We start from the raw sequence: 20,423 nt of genomic DNA on the forward strand, positions 1-20,423 counted from the left end.
GTCAGAAGCTGATTGCACAAATGACCACACAGTTGGGGATCTACGCATATGACTTCTGACCTATGGCTAGTCGGCATATCCCTGCACTAAGGTGCTTTTGTTCGGTACTCCTGTTCCCAAAAGGAGGCAGTCATGGAGGCTGATCCGGACCGGATTGTTGCCGATGGGCAGCTGACAATGACGGACGCTTCATGGGAACAGGCCAAGAGCCGTGCCGCAGTGATCGGTGCGCTGGCGAAGCGTCGCGTGACGGGGATTGCTGCAGCTGACGAAGCAGCTATGAAGCTCGGTGTTTCCCGGCGCCATGTTTATTTATTGCTTGGCCGCTACCGCCAGGGGTCAGGTCTTGTAACTGATCTCGCGCTCCATCGTTCGACGGGCGGCAAGGGCGGAAACCGTCTGCCTGAACAGGTTGAGGAGATTGTGCGCGGCCTCATTCGCCGGCGGTTTTTGACACGGCAGAAATTGAGTGTGGCGGCATTGCATCGGGAAATCATCCGGGCCTGTGGGTTGCAAGGAGTGAAGCCTCCGACGAGAAACACCGTCAGCCGTCGCATCTCGATGCTGAACCCGGTTGAGGTTGGACGTCGCAGGGAGGGTCCGGATGCTGTGAGGCCGCTGCAATCGGCTGGTGGTGACGTGTCGATGATCAGGTCGATCCTGGAACAGGTGCAGATCGATCACACGGTTATAGACGTCGTCATCGTGGACGAACGGGAGCGTCAACCTATTGGCCGCCCATATTTGACCGTTGCCATCGATGTCTTTAGCCGAGCTCTTGTTGGGCTGGTTCTCACGCTGGAACCGCCGTCGGCCGTGTCGGTTGGACTGTGTCTGGCTCACGCTGTTGCTGATAAACGTCCCTGGCTAGAGCACCTCGGTGTCGAAGCAGAGTGGCCAATGAGCGGTAAGCCCAAGTCGCTATTTCTCGACAACGCGGCAGAGTTCAAAAGCGAGGCGTTGCGGCGTGGCTGCGAGCAACACGGCATCCATTTGTCCTATCGGCCCCTTGGACAGCCCCACTATGGAGGCATTGTTGAACGCGTCATCGGCACGGCCATGCGTAAAATCCACGAGCTCCCCGGAACTACCTTCTCAAGTCCGGAAGAACGGGGCCGGTATGACTCGGAAAGGATGGCGGCACTGACCTTGCCCGAGCTGGAGAAGTGGCTGGCGCTGGCCGTCGCCAGCTACCACGGCAGCAAGCACAGCACGTTGGGTCAGACACCGGCCGCTGTTTGGGCTGCGGGAATTACTGCCACCGGCATGCCTGCAGTAACGGCAAATCAGACGGCATTCCTCGTGGACTTCCTACCGGTCATCCGCCGCACACTGACCCGCACCGGTTTTGTCATCGACCACGTCCACTACTTCGCCAATGCATTAAAACCATGGATCAGCCGACGTGACAGCCTAGGCCAGTTCATCATCCGACGCGATCCCCGGGACATCAGCAGGATATGGGTCCTGGAACCGGACGGCCACCACTACGTGGAGGTCCCTTACCGGTCGATCTCCAACCCTTCCGTCAGCCTGTGGGAACACAGGCAAGCCCTGACCCGATTACGCGAACGTGGCGCAGCCCAGGTCGACGAAGCAACCTTGTTCCGGATGATCGATCAAATGCGCCAAGTCAGCGATACGGCTGTGAAAACGACCAGACGTCTCCGGCGGGAAACGGAGCGCCGCAAGCAGGCCAAAGACCCACACCACCCAGGAACCCAATCCTCACAAATCCCCCCGACACTGGCGGTGCCGGCAGACGGAGAGTCGGGTAAAGAGACTGCCGTTCAACCGTTCGAGCAAATTGAGGAATGGTGACCGTGGATAAAAGGCAGCCCCAGGTTCCGGCGCATCTTCACCTTGCGGCGCGTGAACTTTCAAAGCTTCCAACGGAAGAGCGCTTGCGGCGCATTCGCGCGGATCGGTGGATCGGCTATCCGAAGGCCGTTGCCGCTGTGGAGCGCCTGGAGGTGCTCTTTGGCTGGCCGAGAAAGCAGCGCATGCCCAACCTCTTGCTGATCGGGCCAACGAACAACGGCAAATCCATGATCGTCGAGCGGTTCCGCAGGGCACATCCGGCCGTGACGGGACGCGCCGGTGAGACCATACCCGTCTTGTGTATGCAGATGCCGTCGGAGCCATCAGCGCTGCGGTTCTATACGGCCCTGCTCTCGGCGATTGGCGCGCCGTTGCGACCCCAGCGGCGCCTCCCCGAGGCTGAACGACTGGCGCTGTCCCTCCTTCGTGAGGTGGGAGTCCGGATGCTGGTGATCGACGAGATCCACAACGTCCTGGCAGGACCAGGTGAGAAACGACGCGAGTTTCTCAATCTGCTGCGGTTTCTGGGTAACGAGCTCCGCGTTCCCCTGGTTGGAGTCGGCACCCGCGAGGCCTATCTTGCCGTGAGATCCGACGACCAGCTTGAGAACAGGTTTGAACCGTTCATCCTGCCGCTCTGGGAAGTTGGCGATGAAGCCCGGTCGTTGCTGGCCAGCTTCGCTGCTTCATTTCCGCTGCGCCGTCCATCTCTGATCGATACGGAAGACATGACCCGGTATCTGCTCGCACGCAGCGAGGGCACCATCGGGGAGCTCGCCCGTCTGCTGACGGCCGCGGCCATCGCCGCTGTGGAGACGGGCGAAGAGAGGATCAACCACCGGACGTTAACACTGGCCGATTACTTGGGCCCTTCCGAACGACGCAGGATTTTCGAAAAACAACTGCTGTGACCGCTGCCCGACGCTGGCCTGTCCACCCTTCGCCGGTACCAGGTGAGGCCCTGACATCGTGGCTTCGCCGCATCGCATCACGCTACGGCGCCGACCTGGACGACCTCGTGTCCGACTTGGGGTTCTGGCCAGACGGGGCAAATGACCTCGACGCCTGCCCACCCGACGGGCTGGCTTGCGAGTTGTCGGAGCGGACCGGGGTGGGCGTGGAGCATATCCGGAGGATGAGTCTCACTGGCTGGTCACCCTGGTTGATAGACCCAATCAAACCGGGTCCTGACACGTTTGCGGTCTATACGCAGCAGTTCTCCGTGCTGCTGGGGGTAGGAAGGCGGCGAGTGAGGGAGATCCCGGCCTGGCTGCCCTGGCACTCATCGCGCCCGGTCTTGCGGGCATGCCCTCAGTGCATTGCCGCGACGGAATCACCGTATCCCTACCAACTGTTGTGGCTGCTTCCGCTGACACTCAGCTGCCCGTTCCATAAATGCCTCCTCGAAGTGCGTGAAAAACCGGTCAGCCACTTCGCGGACTGGAAGAACAAGCCACCGGTTGCGAAACCTGCTTCGCCGGCGGTCCTCGAGATGGACGCCAGGACGTGGCAAGCCATGGCTATAGGTTTCGCTGACCTATCCGGGCGTCGGGTCCACGCTGAAACATGGTTCCGACTTCTTAGGGCGATCATCGACGAGCTGGAGGCAACGATAACCGAGTGCACGACCGCGGCGCGCATGATCAAAGGGATCTGGAAGGACGCCGGATATCCTGCGCGCATGGGACCTCTGAGTTGGCAGCCCCATGAAAACTATCCGGTCGACATTCAGGTCCGTGCACTCCAAACCGCCGTGACGGCCATCCACTTTCTTGAACAGGGAACTCTCACCGGTCGAGGGCCCGACGCTACATTCTTCATGCCTTTGGAGTCCTGAGCGCTTGCGAACGTCTATAAAAAGATGCCCTCGACATGCCCAGGTCGCGGGCAACTTGGGCAGCTGGTTCGCCGTCTTCGACCAGTCGGAGAGCGGTTCGGATCTGGCTGTCGGTGATCCGGCGGGGCCGGCCACCCAAGTCCTTGCCTGCTTCACGCCTTTTGCTGATGGAGTCATTGATACGTTCGCGTTTGATCTCGTGCTCCATTTGGGCCAGGGCGGCCATGACCGTGAAGAGCATCGACCCCATAGGCGTGGAGGTGTCGACATCGCCTCCGCCCAGGTTTAGGACCCGCAGCCCCGCGCCCCGGCCGCGGAGTTCATCCGCGAATGCGAGCATGTTCTGCGTGGATCGCCCGAGCCTGTCCAGAGTAGTGATGACAAGGGTGTCCCCTTCCAGTAGCGCATCGAGGGCCCGGTCGAACTGTGGCCGTGAGGCTCGCGCTCCGGTGACTCCGTGGTCGATGTAGAGATCATCGCGCCGGACACCGGCGGCCAGCAGGTCCGCCTGCTGCCGGTCTGTGGACTGCTGACGGGTCGAGACACGCGCGTAGCCGATAAGCTTCGTCAAGGTCAGCTCCGATGTGTCTCATAACTAATGGTTAACACTGCGATTCAAGCAGAAGGTTACAAGACATAGTTACGAGAATCGGCGCCCAAGCCGAAATTGGCGTGCTCTAGCTAAAAGCAGGACCTCCAGACCTCGCCGGTTTTTGGATGGCTGAGACGTCTCGTATCTTAAGGGTTATGAGACGCTAGCACGACAGTCGTCATGGCCAGAAGAACCTTCCAGGCCGCCTGCAGCAACCGTGCCCGGTCCTCCGAGTAGGCCAAAGGAGTGAGCGGAACAACGTGATTCAGGACCACCAAAGCTGCTTGATTCGGGGCCACCCTGGTTCGAATCCAGCAGATTACCGAACCCTCCAAAGTGCCAGGATGCCGTGCTGGCAGAGGATCACCCGATGGTCGAGTTCTAAGGCGCGCAGTTCCTGCGGGGCGCCTGGCGGGGATTACCACAGCTGACAACGGTAACCACGCCCGCCCCCTAACGCGGGTAGCGAGCGACGGCGCCAGGGGCATCATTTTGAACCGGTAATCTCATGATTTATGAGTCATGACAATACTGCCGAGCAACTGCGGAATGCGCTGCTGCGGCGTATCACTAAACAGTTCGATAAGTCCGATTGGATCGCCCTCGGCCTAGAAGTTGGCATGGTGGATGCGATCCAGAAGCACGACAGGCTGCTCCGTTCACTTGACTGGGGGGACGACGATTATGCCGGCCACGCCGTAAAGTTTGGCGGCGATGCCCTCGATAAGTTGGGGCTGCCTTCTTCGTCACACTCCAACTCGTCGTCCAACGTCAGCGCCGATTTGCTCGCCAAAATCGAAAAGGTCTTCCGGACAAGCTATTGGCTAGAGTCTGAAGAGCCTGAGCTGTACAGCGAGCTGTACCAGTCCCAGGGTGCCGTTGATGCCACCGCAGGCCTGGAGAAGGCCGCCCAGCGGTTGAGCATAAAAGAGGTCGATGAGCATTCACGGAGAATCCGTGAAGGCTTGATTAACGATCCACACCAAGCCATCGGGCAAGCCAAAGACTTACTAGAGACCATCTGCAAAGAGATTCTCGGCCTACATGGCAATGACAAAGCATCCAGGGCTAAGGACCTCCCCGAGCTGATCAAGGATGTTAAGGCAGAACTCAAGCTAGAAGTCTCAGGGAAGCCTGGTGACGAACACCGCGTGCGGATCTACTCTGCCCTAACCCAAATCACCGCTGCCGCTGCTGAGCTAAGAAACTTAGGACTCGGAACTGGCCACGGCGTTGCCCGGGGGCCAAAAGCGGATGCAATTCTTGCCGAACTCGTGGTGACCTCAGTGGCTGGCGTCTGTCATTTCCTACTGGCAACTTTCGAAGCCCAACCCGCCCAGACGTCAAAATGAGCTCGCCGAGTTCGAAAGCACGCCGCGCGGCGCACGCCGCAAAAGTCACAGCCCGAAGTGCGCAGAGTTCCGGCATGATCAAGTGTTATGTGGAGCCCTTTGAAGGCCCTGACGGAGTGCGTAACCTCCGCTTTCGGGAGAAGTTGACTGGGCGGAGGGTGCGGGTTCTTACTGGCGAACTGATATATCGTGATTTCGCGCCAATGTCGAACCTGTTGCAGGACTGCTACGCCCACGGCGGCGGGCTTATCGAGCCGCGAAACCGCAAGGAACACGTCGCTATCATCGCGCCAATCTACGATCAGAACGCGCAAGAGATCGCGGTGCTGTTCAGTGAAAAGCTCTCCTTGAGAGTGAACATCTTGTCTACACGCATGGTGTCTCCGCCCGCCTCCGTCTGGTGCTACGTCGAGGAGTACTCTGGCGAGAATGAGAGTCTGGGCCTCCGCCTCCGGGAGAAAGTTACCGGCCGCAAGGTCGAGATGTATGGCAAAGCTAAGGACCACTTGATCGACTTCCTTACCAGCCCTCGCTTCACTGGTGCGTACAAGTTCATGCCGAACCTCTATGAGAAGGACGGATACGACGATTACGTGCTGGTGTCTGGCGGGACTGCCGTGGATTCATATGACGTGCTCCTCTTCGATGACGACGCGCAGCTTACATACCTGCTGGGCCCCACACCGGATACCGCGTACAGGGATGCGTTCCGGGTTCTGAAAGCGGAGTCTGCGGCCGCGGCGCACTCACGCACGGCCATGACGCATTTCGAGGGGGGTCGGTACCGTGAGGCTGTGCTCTCCGCACGTCTCGCCGTCGAGATGGCCAGCGGCGGCCGGGGTGCAGACGTGAAGCGTAGTCTCGCTGGTGCACCACAAGATATTTCGGCAACCGCAGACGCCCTTTTCGCGAAGCGCAATATCGCTGTCCATGAGGGCGGAACAAGAGTCGAACAGCAGGATGCCTTGGAAGCGATCCGTGCGATGAAGCATCTCCGTGACTATCTGGAGCTTAAGGGCGGCCAACAGTGACTGTCGAAGCGGCGGCTCGCGCGCCTCGCACGCCACCACCAAAAAAATATAGGCGCTGATTGCCGGTTTGAATCGTGGGGCCGTGCCCAAGCTGCACTGAGTGCTTGGCGTGGGGATACGCTGCGTAAGGTCCGTCAGGTAGCGCACAATGCAGAATGCAGAATGGTCCAGTGAGCAAAGACGAGTGGAATTTTGCAGCAAATGGGTTTGCGCAGTTGCCGACGCCTGAAACTGAGGCTGATTTCGCAACGTTGAGAACGCTTGGGCGGACCATTGTGGGCAGATCTTTCCCTTTACAATTTGGACGTTCGAACGACGTCGGACAGTCCGCTCGAACGATCTGGCAAGTCATTGCTGAAAATGCAGACCGACAGACGAATTACGGCGACGAGGGGGAAGAAGTGGAGATTCACCAAAGTCCCGGCGGTCGCGTCCAAGTGAAGGCTCGGGTTGTGCGCGACCAAGGACGAGTTGTCGAAATCCGATTTGAAAAGGTGACTGGCCGATCGAACGTAAACGCACAGCTCACCCGACTTCTGAATCTCGACGAAGAAGCATCGAAGCGGCTGATCGATTTATGCATAGCCTTGCGAAGCATCGACCCTGGCGGAGACGAAACGATCCGTATTGATGAGGCAGCACTGGCAACCGCACTACGGGACCCTCGAACGCTATCCACCGCGTACCAACTTAACCCGGACCAATTCAAAGCGGTTATCGAAGGGGATGTATCGGCTACAGATGTCGTCGCTATTGCTGCGCGTCGGAAGACACTTGAGCGGTTCGAAGAGTTGCTCAGCGATCCTCAAGCCTTCGAAGACGCCCGAGCAGGCGGAACGAGGGAGGCTGTCTGGCAACGATTTTTTGAAACTAATCCATGGCTCCTAGGCGTAGGCCTGTCAGGTCACCTTTTCACTGCCTGGGATGAAGGGCGCCTCGAGCGGGTGGTAGCCGGCCATAGCGTCATTGATGTTGGCAAGCGTGTGGACGCTCTTCTCACCACGACCGGCATTGTGCGGTCGCTTGTATTCGCCGAAATCAAGCTCCATGACGACGACCTCCTCGAAGGTAACCCATATAGACCTGGCACGTGGGCGCCATCCAGGGCCGTTGTTGGCGGAGTTGCACAATCGCTCGTTACTGTTCAAAGGGCCCGCGACGATATCGGTTCATGGCTCTCTATGCGCGATGCTGAGGACTTCGAGACTGGGGAAAAAGTCTTCTCCGGCTCGCCACGCTCCTATCTCATTATCGGAACATTAGAGAGCTTTACCAGGGACGGGCAGATTCACACTGAGAAGGTCCGGTCTTTCGAGCTACACCGAAACAACATCAACATGCCTGAGATCATCACGTATGACGAAGTACTAGCTCGAGCAGGTGGGTCCTTGATCTGTCCACACAGTCGACAGATCGAAGATAAAAACATGGAGCAAACTCAGGGTGCCGCCGGTCCTAAAGGCGACCCCCTTACAGGACAGCCGAACGGGGTGTCTTAGTCCACCAGCGGTGTCTCCTAACTCAGGTGCCAGGGTCATGAGAAGAATCTAAGGGCGTCGCAGACAAAGCGGCCGCCCGCTGAGGCCCGGTTGGATTGGCCCGTGGAGTCAATGCCAAGATGAACCCACTCAACGATCGGAGATGAAGTGGTGCGTGTTCGGCCGGCGGCAAACGTCAGTGGCTGGCTTTTATCGGTGGCGAAAGTTCTTCCCCTCCCGCATCGGGCTGTCCCGCCGTACACCCTCGGTGAAGCGGTCGCCGAACTCGGCGACTATGCTCGAGTGGTTGCTGCTTCCGAGTGGAGTTGGGAACGGCCGACAAAAAAGAATCGCCGTTCCCTGCAAACTGAGATTCAGACACAAGCAGGAGCCCTCGGGCGACGGCTTGGCGCTTTAGTCGCTCCTCTGCTGGATGACCTTCGCGATGACGCTAACCAAGAAGCCGTCGTTTCAACGGCTACTCGATTCCGTGATGTGTGGCACTCGGAGATAGCGATCACTGAAGCGTTCGGGGATCTTTGCGCAGCAGCGAAGATCCCTGGTACGGGCAGCGGTGCGTTGCGGCGACTTTCGGCGATTATCGCATCGCAAATAGGCCCCGCCTCGCGCAGTGCCTTCTCGTTGCTCAGTTACGCAGCCGATGCACTTGTCAACACCGAGGAACAACTTGCTTGGGAGCGTGGCGCACAGATCCCTGAGCCGCTGACCGAAGAGCACCGACTTGAGATGGCGAGAAAAATTCTTGTTGCACCACCCATGGGACGGGTAGTCGTATGGACGGTGTATTCCCGCGCTCTTCTTTTGGGGATGCGGGAGGTTATAGGCCCAATGACGTTCCTCAGAGCGGACTGGGCGCTTCCGAACGCTTTTGAGCACAGACGGCACGACTTTCCGGAACGCGCAGAATTGCGCGAACTTCGCGAAGATGTCCGCTGGCTCGACGATCTCCAAAGAGAAGCGCTGAAACGGGAAAATAGACTCACCCTCGTACGCGTAGATCTCGGGGAACGGCAAGTGGCAGGCGCGGCGGAGGAAGCCAGACGGCGAATCGAGGCGCTAGTAAGTATCGCTGTCGAGGCGGGCGGCGTTTCATGGCGAAGTGCAGGAGCAACTGCCGTCCTCCTTGACGGAAAAGCGCGCAGCTCATCGGGCGGACTCACTGTCCGCCAGTCTAGGTCGGCTGACGATGACAGTTATGGGATTGGCGGCACAGGTGAGATCCTCAGCATCGTCGCAGATCAGTTTGCCGATGTCCTAGCCAAAAAGCCTATGCCAGATCAGCTTGTTGAGGCGCTGACGTCGCTGCGTGAAGCACGGATGACTGATCATCGTGACGTTTCCATTTATGGGGCCCGTCGTGCCACGCCCCGGGTAGCAACAGCGCTTGAGGATCACGCGATGGAGCTCTTCGCATCTGTACTTAACGTGCGTGCGTCAGATTTGGCTAGGTCGCTCCAACGTCGAGAAGCCCTCAGGCGCGCTGACGGTCGGATCGCGGACCAATTGATGGCTCCATTGGAGGAAGCCTGGTCACGCGGACCAAACGCAGCCCGAGATGAGCTCGAACGTAAGATTTCCAAATACAGCCGAGGTGGAATCCGTTTGGTGTCCGTCGCGAAGGCTGTTGCACTTCAAGAAGAAATCCGCGCGCTTCCAATGACCGAGCTTAGGCGCTCAGATCTGGAGGAAGCGCTTGCAATTTGCACCGTTCCCGACCGAGAGCGGCGGCTCCTTGATGAGACGTGGCGCGAAACAGCCTTACTCCGTGCTCGGCATCGGCGCGTTCGGAACGCGGTCAACCATGGCCTACCGCTGGACGAGACAACTCTAAACAGCATTCGCAACTATGCCGAATCCACCTCGAAAACTGCTTTGGACATCACCCTCACTTGGTTCAAAAGTGGTGAATCAGGCGCGGCCCTGATTCAGCGAGAAGAGAAGGCCTGGACCGAACGTATGAATCGGATCAGCGCAGGCATGAGCTTTGCGGACGAGGAGGCTTGGGCCGACAACGAATCGTAACCCTGATTCCCAGCAAATTCTGGCCTACCCCGGCGCCGGCAATTTTGGCGCGCTGCCTGCGTGGCGGCTGTCGGTGGACCCGGCATACGGACGGACAGAACCGCGGCCTAGAGGACGCGAAGTCCGCCAGGAGGAAGCTGGCAACCATTTCACCGGAAGGCCCGGGTCAACCGGATTCCAGGCCGTAAAGACTCGATACGAGGCCGACAGTCGGTGAGTAGTACATCCACCACTCGACCGGATCGTCTGATCGCACCCGAAGGTCTTCATCTATTGTTCCGGGCCAGTCTGCTGTCGACACGACTGTCTCGAATAGCTGAACAGATTGTGTCACCAGGTCTTCTATGAGCGACACCGGCTTCAGAATTAGACCGTACTCGTCAAAATCCTTGGCAATCCATTGTGGCGTCTTCCGGAGGGTTGCTGCGTGCTGGCGAAACTTCGTGGCCTCCGATGTGGGAAGAACGACATAATTTTCGCTGACCTTCCCTGACCCGTCGGATTCTGCTGCGTGCGACAAGGCAATGTGATGGATCGTATTGCGGAGAATGCTCATGGCGCGGAGCAGTGCAAGGCTGTCTGATGTTGCAACCGCGGCCTTAACCGACGCAGGAAGGCGCGCCCTAAAACGGTCGTTGGTGAACGAGCATTTGGTCTCGTCTGATTCGATGGGGCTGACGGCGTTGATCGCTCGGGCCAGTGCGTCAAACATGGCCGAAAGATTCAGCGAGATCCGTTCCACGAGTGCGTCGTTGGCGTCGAACGGGAAGCTCAAGGTGGGATGGATACTCTGGACCAGGATCTGGTCGCGAGCCCGGAGACATCGTTCCAGCCTAACGCGCGCAACTCTGACGAGATCCTTCCACCGCGTTGGATCGGCGGGTGGAGGCACGCGTCTGGCAAAGAGATCGAGAGTATTCGGAAGTAGTGCCCAAGCTTGCACATACTCGGCTTCTGGTAGACCGAGAGTCTCAGGGAACAATCCGGTGTCGACAAGGATGCGGCCCCGAAGGCGCTGGTGGAGTCCAACGATTGCCATCGCCTCGCTAGGAGAGCACGCGAAAACGTCTCCCGTGAGTTTCTGGGTGAGCGCGAACCTGCTGTCGGTGACGTATATGTCGGCCTTTAGGGCGACGGCAGCTTCGACGTCAAGCTGCCGATCCCGCGCTTCGTCCGGATCCAAACCGGCCGCCTTGGCCCACTTGAATGCGGCAGTTGAGTTGTTCCTCGCATAGAACATCGCGCGATTAGTTAGGCCAGTCGCCGTCCTTTCGCGCACCCCCGCATGTTGCCCTTCCGCCGACGCATCATTGGGAGGGACTACCTGGTAATCCCCCACCATAGAGGGCGAGCCTTCGAGAACCCGAGTTAGAACTTTCACGTCCTTGCTGTTGCGTCGCAGAAAGGCGAAGTACTGCATTATTCTGTGATCGCAGGAGAGCTCTGGATCGATGACCATTCGAAGATCAGGCCAATCGGTTTTAAATTGAAAGGCATCGCCGCCCCGTCGAAGGTCACCTTGGACTTGAAAGTTAGGCCACATCCATTGATTGTTCCAGTGATGGCTCGTGTTGCCATCTCAATCCGAATCGCGCCAAGCACTTAAGATTTGCTCCCTCCTGTCGGCCATTTGACCACCGGAGGTCAAAAAGCTAACCAGCGAGTTCTGCAACTTTGTCTGATTATCTCCGGACAGCGATACCTGGGGCGGGCGGCCTATCCATTGGAGAATCGTGGGTGTCTGATGAAGGATCCTTCGCGTTCGGCGGGCGAGTCGACGTAGGCGACTTGTGAACACGAGTGGAGAGCAAAGGGGCACTTATGCACAGGGGTAGCGGGCAGCCTCTGATCACAACCCGACTTCACAAAGCCCGGAATTCAGCGGGCAGTTGTGCAATCAGCTCCTGAAAACAACAATGGATGTCATTTTCCGAAGTCGTCTGCACAAATGTCCAAAGTCCTCTGCACAGCCCGCACTTATGAGGACCGTCGTTGGAGTTCGCGGTACACCGTGGTCCTGGATACCCCGAACAGCTCTGCGAGTTCCGCCTGCGTGTGCTCCCCGGCGTCGTGCAGCATGAAAAGATGCTTCCGCTGCGTCTTGGACAACTTAGGCTGCTTTCCTTTCAACCGCCCCTTCGCCTTAGCAACCGCCATTCCCTCACGGGTGCGCATCCGGAACAGGTCCGCCTCGAACTCGGCCACCATTCCCAGGACGTTGAACAGCAGCCGGCCCACGGGGTCAGTTGGATCATGCGTGCTGCCGCCGAGACTGAGGACTACCCCTTTGACCGTCAGTTCGTCTGCTACGTCCCTGGCATCGGAAAGGGAGCGTGCGAGCCGGTCCAGTTTGGTCACCACGAGAGTGTCACCTGCGCGGCACGCTGCCATAGCTTCGCGCAGCCCTGGACGAACTCTATTCGTTCCAGTCAGTCCTTGGTCCACGTAGATCTGCTTCTCATCGACGCCCAAGGCGAGGAGGGCATTTCGTTGGGCCGTTAGGTCCTGACCCGTTGTCGAGACGCGGGCGTAGCCGATCTTCATTCCCGTCATAGCTGATCGACCGGCTTACGGGCAGCTACTGCTCGCTGGTCGGCCATACCTTTAGTTGCTGCCAAGAGACCATGACGTAATGAGGTCATGAGCTGCGCGCATGTCAGCGACCACGGTGCCGAAGTGCTGGTCGGGGCTACCGTCGCGGAACTCCACTACAAACTCTCCAGCGCCATTGCGGATGGACTGGATATACGTCTGGCGGGTTGTGTCAGCTACGCGCCTCGATGACCAGAAATTGCTTGCGTCCTTTGCTCGATGTCCTCCAGCAGGAAAAACAGGGCGTCCTCGGAGGGATCATCCCATGTCTCGCGGGACCCGTTCATTGCTTTCAATAGCGCCACCGCAGCTCGCCCCTTCTCTTATCTCGGGCAGTTGTCCCAGCCCCTCGGGAATGTGTACGGGCATCGCGGAATCGGCGTTGACGGGCTTCCTGTGCCCGCAAAGCACGCAACTCTCCAGCCGCCCGGCAGAGGATCGACGGTCAACCGGCCACGATTTCATCCGGCTGATCCATCGGAGCCCGTGACGGCGGCATACCTCCAGATCGCCGCCCGCAGCGCCGACACTGATCTGGGCACCCAAAAAACGGGCACCATCGCGGCTCATCTCGTTCACGGAATTGACAGGCGCTACGATCCACTTGTGGGTACTTCTGGGCACGTAACGAGCGGCATCTCATTAATCGAGGAGTACTTCGGGGAACGCCTCGACGGAGAGTTGCTCGGCAGGGTGAAGAGTGCGCCTATGGAGCACCTGGTGGCTTTCCGGGAGGCGGCGCGTGATCGAGGCATGCCTTCGTTCAGCACCTGGACGGAGCAGCCGCTCGAGGAAGAGGTTCGCCAGCGCCTCCATAGTGAACTCGCATCCGAGACGCTCCTTTTGGATCACAAGCTGCCGCTGTCGGCTCGATCGGGATTGTCGCAGCTCCTTCTGCTCGCTCGGACTGTGGTCGTTGCAGATCCGGTATGGGCATGGGTGGGGTCGCTCGATGATCGAGGCGAATGGCGCCATGGCACTGCTTGGTTCAGGGATGCAACATCTCCGGCGGACGCATTAGTTCAGTTGCTGTCGGGACTCGCACCGCTTCGTGAAGCCATCGATCTAGGGGTCGTGCAGCTGGTCCGGCCGCCGGCAGAGACCACGATCGAAATGAACCGGCTATTCGTGAACCCGACAACACGTAGCAAGTTGCAGGAAGCCTTCCCAGGAGGATGGGGGTTAGACCATGACGATCTTGGAAGAGATATTCCCGGTACCTTCAGTGTGCTCACACTAATGTCGGACCTGGACTATTACTTCACTGCAGAGGCACGCTGGGAGGCCGTCGCATCAGTGATCTTCCCGGAGCTGAAACCTGAGGAAGGGGTCCCTCGACTGCGTCGTTCCATTGCGTTCGACGACTACACTGCCCTCAACGGCCTCACGCCCGCGCCGTCCGCCGCGGTAGAAGACTTCTTCACCCTAGCGACCCGCCAGCAGGCGGAGTCATCGCACGCTTTCAAGCTCGAGCTTCCGATCATGCATCTCACGCTGGCAGACGCACTCAGTATGCGAGGCACCGACGAAGTTTTCGCTGTGGTTCGCAGTGCTCTGCACGAGACCATCAATCGCGTAGGCGATTCTGGAGAAGGGGAGACGGCAAATGAGTACGCCAGCCGGCTAAGCTCGGCCGCTCGGGTAACATTCGCGGACGCTGAGGACATCATTCGAAGAGAGAGGTCGCGGAACTGGATGCTGGGCCACGGCTTGCCGGTCGCCACCGGGCTTGCGTTTGGAGTAGGCATGAAAGCGGTTGGGGTTCCGTTCCCTGGTGGCTCCGCGGCTGTCAGATCGGGCCTCGGCTGGTTGCTCCGCAGCAGGAAGCGCCGGGCCCAAGCTGCTTCAACCGCGCTTCGATATGTGTCCAACGTGCGGCTGTCAGGATATTTGTGAGGCAGAGGCAGGCTGCGGCTAACCATCATCGCCAACTCGCGTCGACAACGCGGTCCTCAGTGAACAGCGCCAACTCATGCGGGATCGACTCGTCAGTCGCGCCGCGCTGGATTTCGGATCCGGTAGGCGATCCCTAATCGGGCTGGCGTCTCCTGGTCCACCATCTAGAGAGCAAGCACACCTTGAAACGCCATCCAATGACATTCTGTGCAGGCGAGTCCCGATCAAAGTGAAGCTTTGTGCAGAGGACTTCGGAAACCAGATGTCCATACTCGACTGCACATCTCCCGGAACATCAAGGCAGTTCGCGCAGACGAGTTCGGAAAATGACATTACGGATGGCAAGTCCTGCCGCTGGCGACTGTGGTGATCCCCGCAGGCTCCCACGGCGGAAGCCCCCATGCGCCGTGGACGGTTCGTGTCGGCTGTGGTGACGTACGGGTCCTTGGGCAATGGGCGATGTGAATAGGTGTCGTCCCGGCTGGAGGAATGTCTCGCATGGTATTTCTGTTCACCCGGAGGCGTCGGTGGTGGACCATGGGGAAGGTATCCGGCCGGGCGGGGTGCCCGGCTGTGGGTAGCCTAACGATGAGGCGTGTGAGGGCCGGAGGTCCGGGCAGGGGAATCGGGGGGTGACGTATGGGCGGGGCGCGGCGTTCTGCACCGGATGCGGAGTGGGTGCAGATGTATCGGATGGGCCTGCCTGCTTCCAGGATCGCTTCGTTGTCGGCGGCCGCGGAGTCTACGGTCCGGTATCACCTGCAGATCGCTGCCCGGGAAGAACCGTCCCTCCGGGCCGAGCATCGACGTGCGGTGCCGCGCCCGCCGGCGAAGATGGACAGCCGGAGCCTGCAAAACCTCGAGGACATTATTGCCCTGTATCGGTCCGAAGGCCGGCTGCCCAGTCCACGGGCGAAGTCCGCGCGGGAACGCGCCCTGAGCACCTGGATTGGGCGCAGGCGCCAGGACGCCGACAACGGCACCCTCTCCCCCACTGTCAAAGCGCGGCTCGGGGAAATCCCGGGCTGGGACGCGCCGCGCCGGCAGAAAGAAAGACGCGAAGCGCTGTGGAATCAGCGTCTGGGCGAACTCATCGCCTACCGGGCCGAGGGCAGGGACTGGCCACTGCATAAGAAGGCCGGTACCGAGCAGGAGCGTGTCCTTGGGGTGTGGATCCACGGCCAAAGAATCACCTACCGCCAAGGCACACTGGCCCCGGCCAGGCAGGCAAGGCTGGACGCCGAGTTGCCGGGCTGGCGGCAGGGCCGGCCCCGACGGGGCGGCCGCCAAAAACCTCCCCCGTTTGAAAACTAAGCATGCTTTCTATTAGTTTGGTGTCGCTTGCGCAGCAGGTGTCTTGGAACCAAACGGCAAAGGGAGCGTGCCATGGCTCAGGGTGATATCGAGACGTACTACGAAGACGGCCAGTGGAAGAACAAGCGCGAAGGCACTGACCGCGCGCTCGGTGCCGGCTACGGCACCAAGGACGAAGCGCTGGCCGCCGGCCGCGACGCCGCGAAAGCGGACAAGGTCGAGCACGTCATCAAGAACCAGGACGGCCAGATCGGGGAGAAGAACAGCTACGGCCACGATCCCCGGAACGTCCCGGGCTGATTGCTACCCGTCAATGGCCCGCGGTGGCCTGGAGACACAAAGAAGGGCCGGCTCAAAAGAGCCTGCCCTTCTGCGTTCTCCTCGGCAAAGGAAATCTACGGATTCAGCCTAGCTGAATGTTGTGGGTGGTGCCTGCAGCGGTCCAGGTGGGCGTCGTTGTTCCTGGGCGCGCGGCACCGTGGTGGTGTGGGGATGGGTGCGTTGATCGGCGGTCCGCCGCTGGTGATTGGCTGCTGTGGTTCGCCCTGGGCGGCGGACCGCCCGACTTCTGGCAGGTTCCTGGCCCTGACGGGGTGAGTGGCCGCCGGGGTCCTTGCCGGGCGGGGCTTCCGCCCGGCAAGGGTATTTATGCGGCCGCGTCGTCCTCGGCTGGTTTCTGCCCGTCGATGATGATGCTTTCGACTTCGCTGGGGGTGTATCCCCATGTGACCAGCTGGTTCAGGTAGTCCCGATGGGTCTGGCTCGGGGACCGCCACGAGTCTTTGGCGATGGTCTTCTCATACCCTGCGCACACCAGCGCGATCAGGGAGAACTCGGGCCGTGCCTCGGTTTTGGCGACGTGGTCCCGCAGCGGGTTCCAGCCCCAGCGGTTGGTTTCTTCGACCTTTGCCCCGACCATTTCGGCAGCGACCTTTCCGTCGTATCCGCTGGCGGTTTCGGAGTGGTGGGTGATGGCGTGGACGGTGAAGTACTGCCAACCTTTGGGTGCCTGCTTCCTGGCCAGCAGGGCTTTGACGAACTCGCGGCGGACCTTGGTCGCTGATTCCATGGCCTTGTTGTTGGCGATCAGGGTTTTCCGCTCGGCCTTCTGCTCATCAGTCATCGGACCCTTCTGGGCCTGCGTCCCGCCGTTGTAGCGCTCGTACTTGGGGCTGAAGCCCAATTCCTTCCAGTCGCTGATGACCGGCTGGGCAGAATGCTCGCCCCGGTAATTGGTGCTGATGACGTAGGCGTTGGCGTCCTCGTCGGTGGCCGGTTCCCCGTCCGGGCGTTTGGCCGCTGAGACATACAGGTTCTCCTCGTCGGCGTAGTGCCCGGCGTCTTCGACGACGGCCTTGCCCTGGGCGACCAGTTCTTCGATCAGGGCCGAGAGCTGGGCCTTGGATTCTCGGTCATCGCGGAGCTTCTGGGCGATGTGGTCGAAGTACTGCGGTTCGTCCCGGATCACGGATTCCAGTTCCTCGATGGCGTCCTGGTCCCCTTCAAACTCGGTCATCACCAAGGCCATGTCGAGGGTGTAGCCGCTCTCGAGGGCCTTGGTGCCAGTGGTGGATGCCTTGGCTTTGAGCGCGTTTTCAACCTTGTCCTTGGTCCTGCCGGTCTTCTTGGCGATCGCGGCCGCCGGGACGCCGATCAGTGACAGCTGGTGGTAGGCGTCAGCTTCGTCCGCTTCGGTCAGTTCGGCGCGCTGGATGTTCTCCACGACCTGCGTGACGATGCGCTCGGCTTCCTCGGGCGAGTCGATGATCAGGACCGGGATGAAGGGCCGTTCGGCTTCGACGGCGGCCCGGGTGCGGCGCTGGCCCATCAGGACGTGGACGGTGTCGTCGTCCTTACGGTGCGCGATCACCGGTTCCATCACGCCGTGTTCCTTGATGCTGGCGACGAAGTCAGCCGTCAGGGCGGCGTCCTTGCGGACGTTGATGTCCACGGTCAGGGTTGCCGGGTCGAGCATTTCAAGCGTGGGTGTTGCGTTCATGGTGTTGCTCCTTCTTGCCGAGAAGTTGGGTGGGTGGGGCAACCAATGGTGACCGGCCAGCTCCCCTCTCTCCCCGTTGTTTTTTGGCTGCTGGCGAAGCTTGCGGAGCTGTGCCCGTGCAGGCCCGTCTACCCGCAGGGCAAGGCACGGAAAATCTTCGGAGGAAATCAGCGACGAAGGAGCGCCGGAGAAGAATTTCCGGGCCGCAGGCCCCGACGAAGGAGGGGCTAGAGGGGCCGGAGCGGGCACGTACAATCCGAAGGACAGCAGCCAAAAAACGTCGTAGACACACCAGGTTCAGGGGGTCCGGAGCTCTGCGACGGCACGCCCTGGACCCAACAGCCGGCCGCGAAGCGGACGCCCACCAACTGGTTGAAGCGCAGCGGAAACCAGTGCGAGCCCTGCGAGCATGCACATTTTCCCTGAGTAGGGTGGTGCATGAGCGACCCAGCTCCACACCTTGGCCACGGCAACGAGGCTCGACGCGCCTGCGCATGGAAGTCACGACGGTTCCGCCGGGTCCTGGTTGTGGTGTTCACCGTCGCCGCCGTCGGGTCGGTGGTGCTGGTGGGCGTGGATCTTGTTGTGAGCCGGCCTGCTGCCGGTGACCTCTTTATCGTGTTCCTCAACGGCCTCGCGGCTGTGATCCTGTGGATGCTGGCGCGGCGGACATGACGAAGGGCCAGCACGTTGATGGGCGGTTTCTAGGGGTCGTTGCAACACCTGTTGGTTAGGTGGTTAGTAGTAAATCACGTAAGCGCTCGGCTGGGGTCTTCCAGCCGAGCGTTTTGCGTGGGCGGCCGTTGAGTTCCTGGGCGACGTGTTCGAGGTCTTCGGGTCCGTAGACGGACAGATCGGTTCCTTTGGGGAAGTACTGTCGCAGCAGTCCGTTGGTGTTCTCGTTGGATCCGCGTTGCCACGGGCTGGCGGGGTCGCAGAAGTAGACCTGCATGTCTGTGGCGAGGGTGAACGATCTGTGTCCTGCCATTTCCGCTCCCTGATCCCAGGTCAGTGAACCTCGCAGGTGCTCCGGCAAGGCGGACATGGTCTTGATGAGGCCGTCACGGACAGTTTCAGCGGTGTGGTCGTCCTGAAGGTGGACGAGCATGACGTAGCGGGTGGTGCGCTCGACCAAGGTCGCGATTGCCGATTGGTTGTGGGCGCCGGTGATCAGGTCGCCCTCCCAATGGCCGGGCACCGCGCGGTCCTCGATTTCGGGCGGCCGCTCGGAAATCATGATCATGGGGTCCACGAACCGGGGAGTGCGTTGTTCCCCGGTGGTGTGGGGTTTTCGGCGGGTCCGGCCGGTGCGCAGGGCTGCCTGTATCTCGCGTTTGAGTCCGCCTCTGGCTTGGAGGTAGAGGGCTTGATAGATCGTCTCTGGGCTCACGCGCATCTCCGGGTTGTCGGGGAACTCTTCGACCAGCGTGTTGCTGATCTGTTCCGGAGACCAGCGTAGGAGCAGCTTGTCTTTCACATACTCACGCAGCGTTGACTCAGCGGCGAGTTTGGCTTTTTTGGGCCGGGTCCGCCGGGCCGCGGCCTTCCGGTGAGCCCCGTGCGGCAGGTAGCCCATCCTCGGGTCGGCATTTCTGGCTAGCTCGCGGCTGATCGTTGAAGGCGATCGTCCCAGGGCGCGGGCGATCGCCCTGATCGAGGACCCGGCTGCGTGCAGGTCCCGGATCAGCTCCCGTTCCTTGACGTCGAGGTATCGCGGGTCGATGCGTTTCTCCAAGGCCGATACCGGGACCGGTGTCGTTCCGGCCACGCCGCCGCCGGGAGGGGTCATGGTGGTCACACCACGTTTGTAGTCGACCACCCGGCCGTCAGGGTAAATGCGTCGCCCGCTGGATTTCCGGATTCCTTGGTCCCACTCTTCGGCGGTCCGCAGATGTATCCCGACCGCCGCGGCGGCTTTCCGCCGACTCACGCCGGTCTTGCGCAGCCGGAAGTACTCATCCCGGCCCGGGTGCGGACCCGTCCCGGTTTTCCCATGGCTTTTCAGCCCGGCTTTACGGACCCAGCCGGCACATGTTGCCAGGTTCAATCCCAACTCCCGTGCGGCATGCGTCGTGCTCTTGAGCCGGTCGAACACCACGAAGAACTCAGCCTTTTGGGCAGGGGTGTATTTCCGCTGGCCAGATTCACGGTCCCGTGGGACCCGCTCCGGGAGCCGTGATTTACTCACCCACTGGTAGCACGTCATCTGGTTGAAGCCGAGCTCCGCCGCGGCCGCGCTCACACTCCCACAGCGGTCCAACACAAGGAAGAACAGAGCCTTCTGCTCAGGCGTGTACTTCCTCCGCCCGACAACTTCCTCCGTTAAAGACGACACGGTCGTTGCAACTCCCAAAAATTCTGGGTGTTGCAACGACCGCTACAACCCGCAATGTGCCGGCCCTTCGTGGTTTTTGGGACTGTCCGATTTTCGGTGGATCCGCGGTTGGCATTTAGTTGATTCTTCCGTC

The 20,423-nt window shown here is 60.2% G+C and carries 16 protein-coding genes; 11 read left to right on the forward strand and 5 right to left on the reverse strand.

What is annotated here, in order from left to right; translation table 11 throughout:
* Positions 1-132 precede the first annotated feature (132 nt).
* Genes QRM96_RS19935 through QRM96_RS19945 form a run of 3 tightly spaced genes read left to right on the forward strand, consistent with a single transcriptional unit; the run spans position 133 to position 3,658 of the window.
* Positions 133-1,821 (forward strand): TnsB C-terminal domain-containing protein, encoded by a 1,689-nt coding sequence (locus tag QRM96_RS19935; protein ID WP_285320698.1) that lies wholly within the window; start codon positions 133-135, stop codon positions 1,819-1,821.
* Positions 1,815-2,732: a TniB family NTP-binding protein gene (locus QRM96_RS19940; RefSeq protein ID WP_285320699.1), complete on the forward strand. Its 918-nt coding sequence runs from the start codon at positions 1,815-1,817 to the stop codon at positions 2,730-2,732. Before QRM96_RS19935 ends, QRM96_RS19940 begins: the two co-directional genes overlap by 7 nt.
* Entirely contained in the window at positions 2,729-3,658 is a 930-nt protein-coding gene (locus QRM96_RS19945) for a TniQ family protein (protein ID WP_285320700.1), read from the forward strand. The genes QRM96_RS19940 and QRM96_RS19945 overlap by 4 nt, the downstream gene beginning before the upstream one ends.
* On the opposite strand, the gene QRM96_RS19950 is transcribed toward QRM96_RS19945, so the two are convergent.
* Complete coding sequence (locus QRM96_RS19950; RefSeq protein WP_285320701.1) at positions 3,639-4,229, reverse strand: recombinase family protein; 591 nt, start codon at positions 4,227-4,229, stop codon at positions 3,639-3,641. The two genes, QRM96_RS19945 and QRM96_RS19950, sit on opposite strands and share 20 nt — an antisense overlap.
* A gap of 536 nt (positions 4,230-4,765) precedes the next feature.
* Here QRM96_RS19950 and QRM96_RS19955 point away from each other — a divergent pair.
* From QRM96_RS19955 to QRM96_RS19970, 4 genes are all read left to right on the forward strand, one after another.
* On the forward strand, positions 4,766-5,602 hold the full coding sequence (locus tag QRM96_RS19955) for an abortive infection family protein (protein ID WP_285320702.1): 837 nt from the start codon (positions 4,766-4,768) through the stop codon (positions 5,600-5,602).
* A gap of 203 nt (positions 5,603-5,805) precedes the next feature.
* Entirely contained in the window at positions 5,806-6,633 is an 828-nt protein-coding gene (locus QRM96_RS19960; RefSeq protein ID WP_285320703.1) for a hypothetical protein, read from the forward strand.
* 170 nt (positions 6,634-6,803) lie between these two features.
* A complete protein-coding gene (locus tag QRM96_RS19965; RefSeq protein ID WP_285320704.1) occupies positions 6,804-8,132 on the forward strand; it encodes a Shedu immune nuclease family protein in 1,329 nt (442 codons plus the stop codon).
* Between the two features lie 195 nt (positions 8,133-8,327).
* Positions 8,328-10,154, forward strand: coding sequence for a hypothetical protein (locus tag QRM96_RS19970; protein ID WP_285320705.1), 1,827 nt, complete (start codon positions 8,328-8,330; stop codon positions 10,152-10,154).
* A gap of 166 nt (positions 10,155-10,320) precedes the next feature.
* Here the strand turns inward: QRM96_RS19970 and QRM96_RS19975 are convergent, their stop codons facing one another.
* Both QRM96_RS19975 and QRM96_RS19980 read right to left on the reverse strand, forming a co-directional pair.
* Positions 10,321-11,613 (reverse strand): hypothetical protein, encoded by a 1,293-nt coding sequence (locus QRM96_RS19975; RefSeq protein ID WP_285320706.1) that lies wholly within the window; start codon positions 11,611-11,613, stop codon positions 10,321-10,323.
* Positions 11,614-12,131: 518 nt separating this feature from the next.
* On the reverse strand, positions 12,132-12,707 hold the full coding sequence (locus tag QRM96_RS19980) for a recombinase family protein (protein WP_285320707.1): 576 nt from the start codon (positions 12,705-12,707) through the stop codon (positions 12,132-12,134).
* Between the two features lie 525 nt (positions 12,708-13,232).
* On the opposite strand from QRM96_RS19980, the gene QRM96_RS19985 reads away from it, so the two are divergent.
* The 3 genes from QRM96_RS19985 to QRM96_RS19995 all read left to right on the forward strand — a co-directional run bounded on the left by QRM96_RS19985 (position 13,233) and on the right by QRM96_RS19995 (position 16,256).
* Positions 13,233-14,642 (forward strand): hypothetical protein, encoded by a 1,410-nt coding sequence (locus QRM96_RS19985; RefSeq protein WP_285320708.1) that lies wholly within the window; start codon positions 13,233-13,235, stop codon positions 14,640-14,642.
* A 693-nt stretch (positions 14,643-15,335) separates the two neighbouring features.
* Positions 15,336-15,956 (forward strand): helicase associated domain-containing protein, encoded by a 621-nt coding sequence (locus QRM96_RS19990; protein WP_285320709.1) that lies wholly within the window; start codon positions 15,336-15,338, stop codon positions 15,954-15,956.
* A 72-nt stretch (positions 15,957-16,028) separates the two neighbouring features.
* Positions 16,029-16,256 (forward strand): DUF2188 domain-containing protein, encoded by a 228-nt coding sequence (locus QRM96_RS19995; protein ID WP_285320710.1) that lies wholly within the window; start codon positions 16,029-16,031, stop codon positions 16,254-16,256.
* A 346-nt stretch (positions 16,257-16,602) separates the two neighbouring features.
* On the opposite strand, the gene QRM96_RS20000 is transcribed toward QRM96_RS19995, so the two are convergent.
* Complete coding sequence (locus tag QRM96_RS20000) at positions 16,603-17,955, reverse strand: ParB/RepB/Spo0J family partition protein (protein ID WP_285320711.1); 1,353 nt, start codon at positions 17,953-17,955, stop codon at positions 16,603-16,605.
* Between the two features lie 438 nt (positions 17,956-18,393).
* Here QRM96_RS20000 and QRM96_RS20005 point away from each other — a divergent pair, with 438 nt between their 5' ends.
* Positions 18,394-18,630 carry a hypothetical protein gene (locus QRM96_RS20005; protein WP_285320712.1) on the forward strand — a complete coding sequence of 79 codons (237 nt, stop codon included), beginning with the start codon at positions 18,394-18,396 and terminating at the stop codon, positions 18,628-18,630.
* A 55-nt stretch (positions 18,631-18,685) separates the two neighbouring features.
* On the opposite strand, the gene QRM96_RS20010 is transcribed toward QRM96_RS20005, so the two are convergent.
* Positions 18,686-19,885, reverse strand: coding sequence for an IS30 family transposase (locus QRM96_RS20010; protein ID WP_285320713.1), 1,200 nt, complete (start codon positions 19,883-19,885; stop codon positions 18,686-18,688).
* Positions 19,886-20,423 lie beyond the last annotated feature (538 nt).

The sequence above is a fragment of the Pseudarthrobacter sp. lyk4-40-TYG-27 genome, from assembly GCF_030209295.1.
GTDB lineage: Bacteria > Actinomycetota > Actinomycetes > Actinomycetales > Micrococcaceae > Arthrobacter.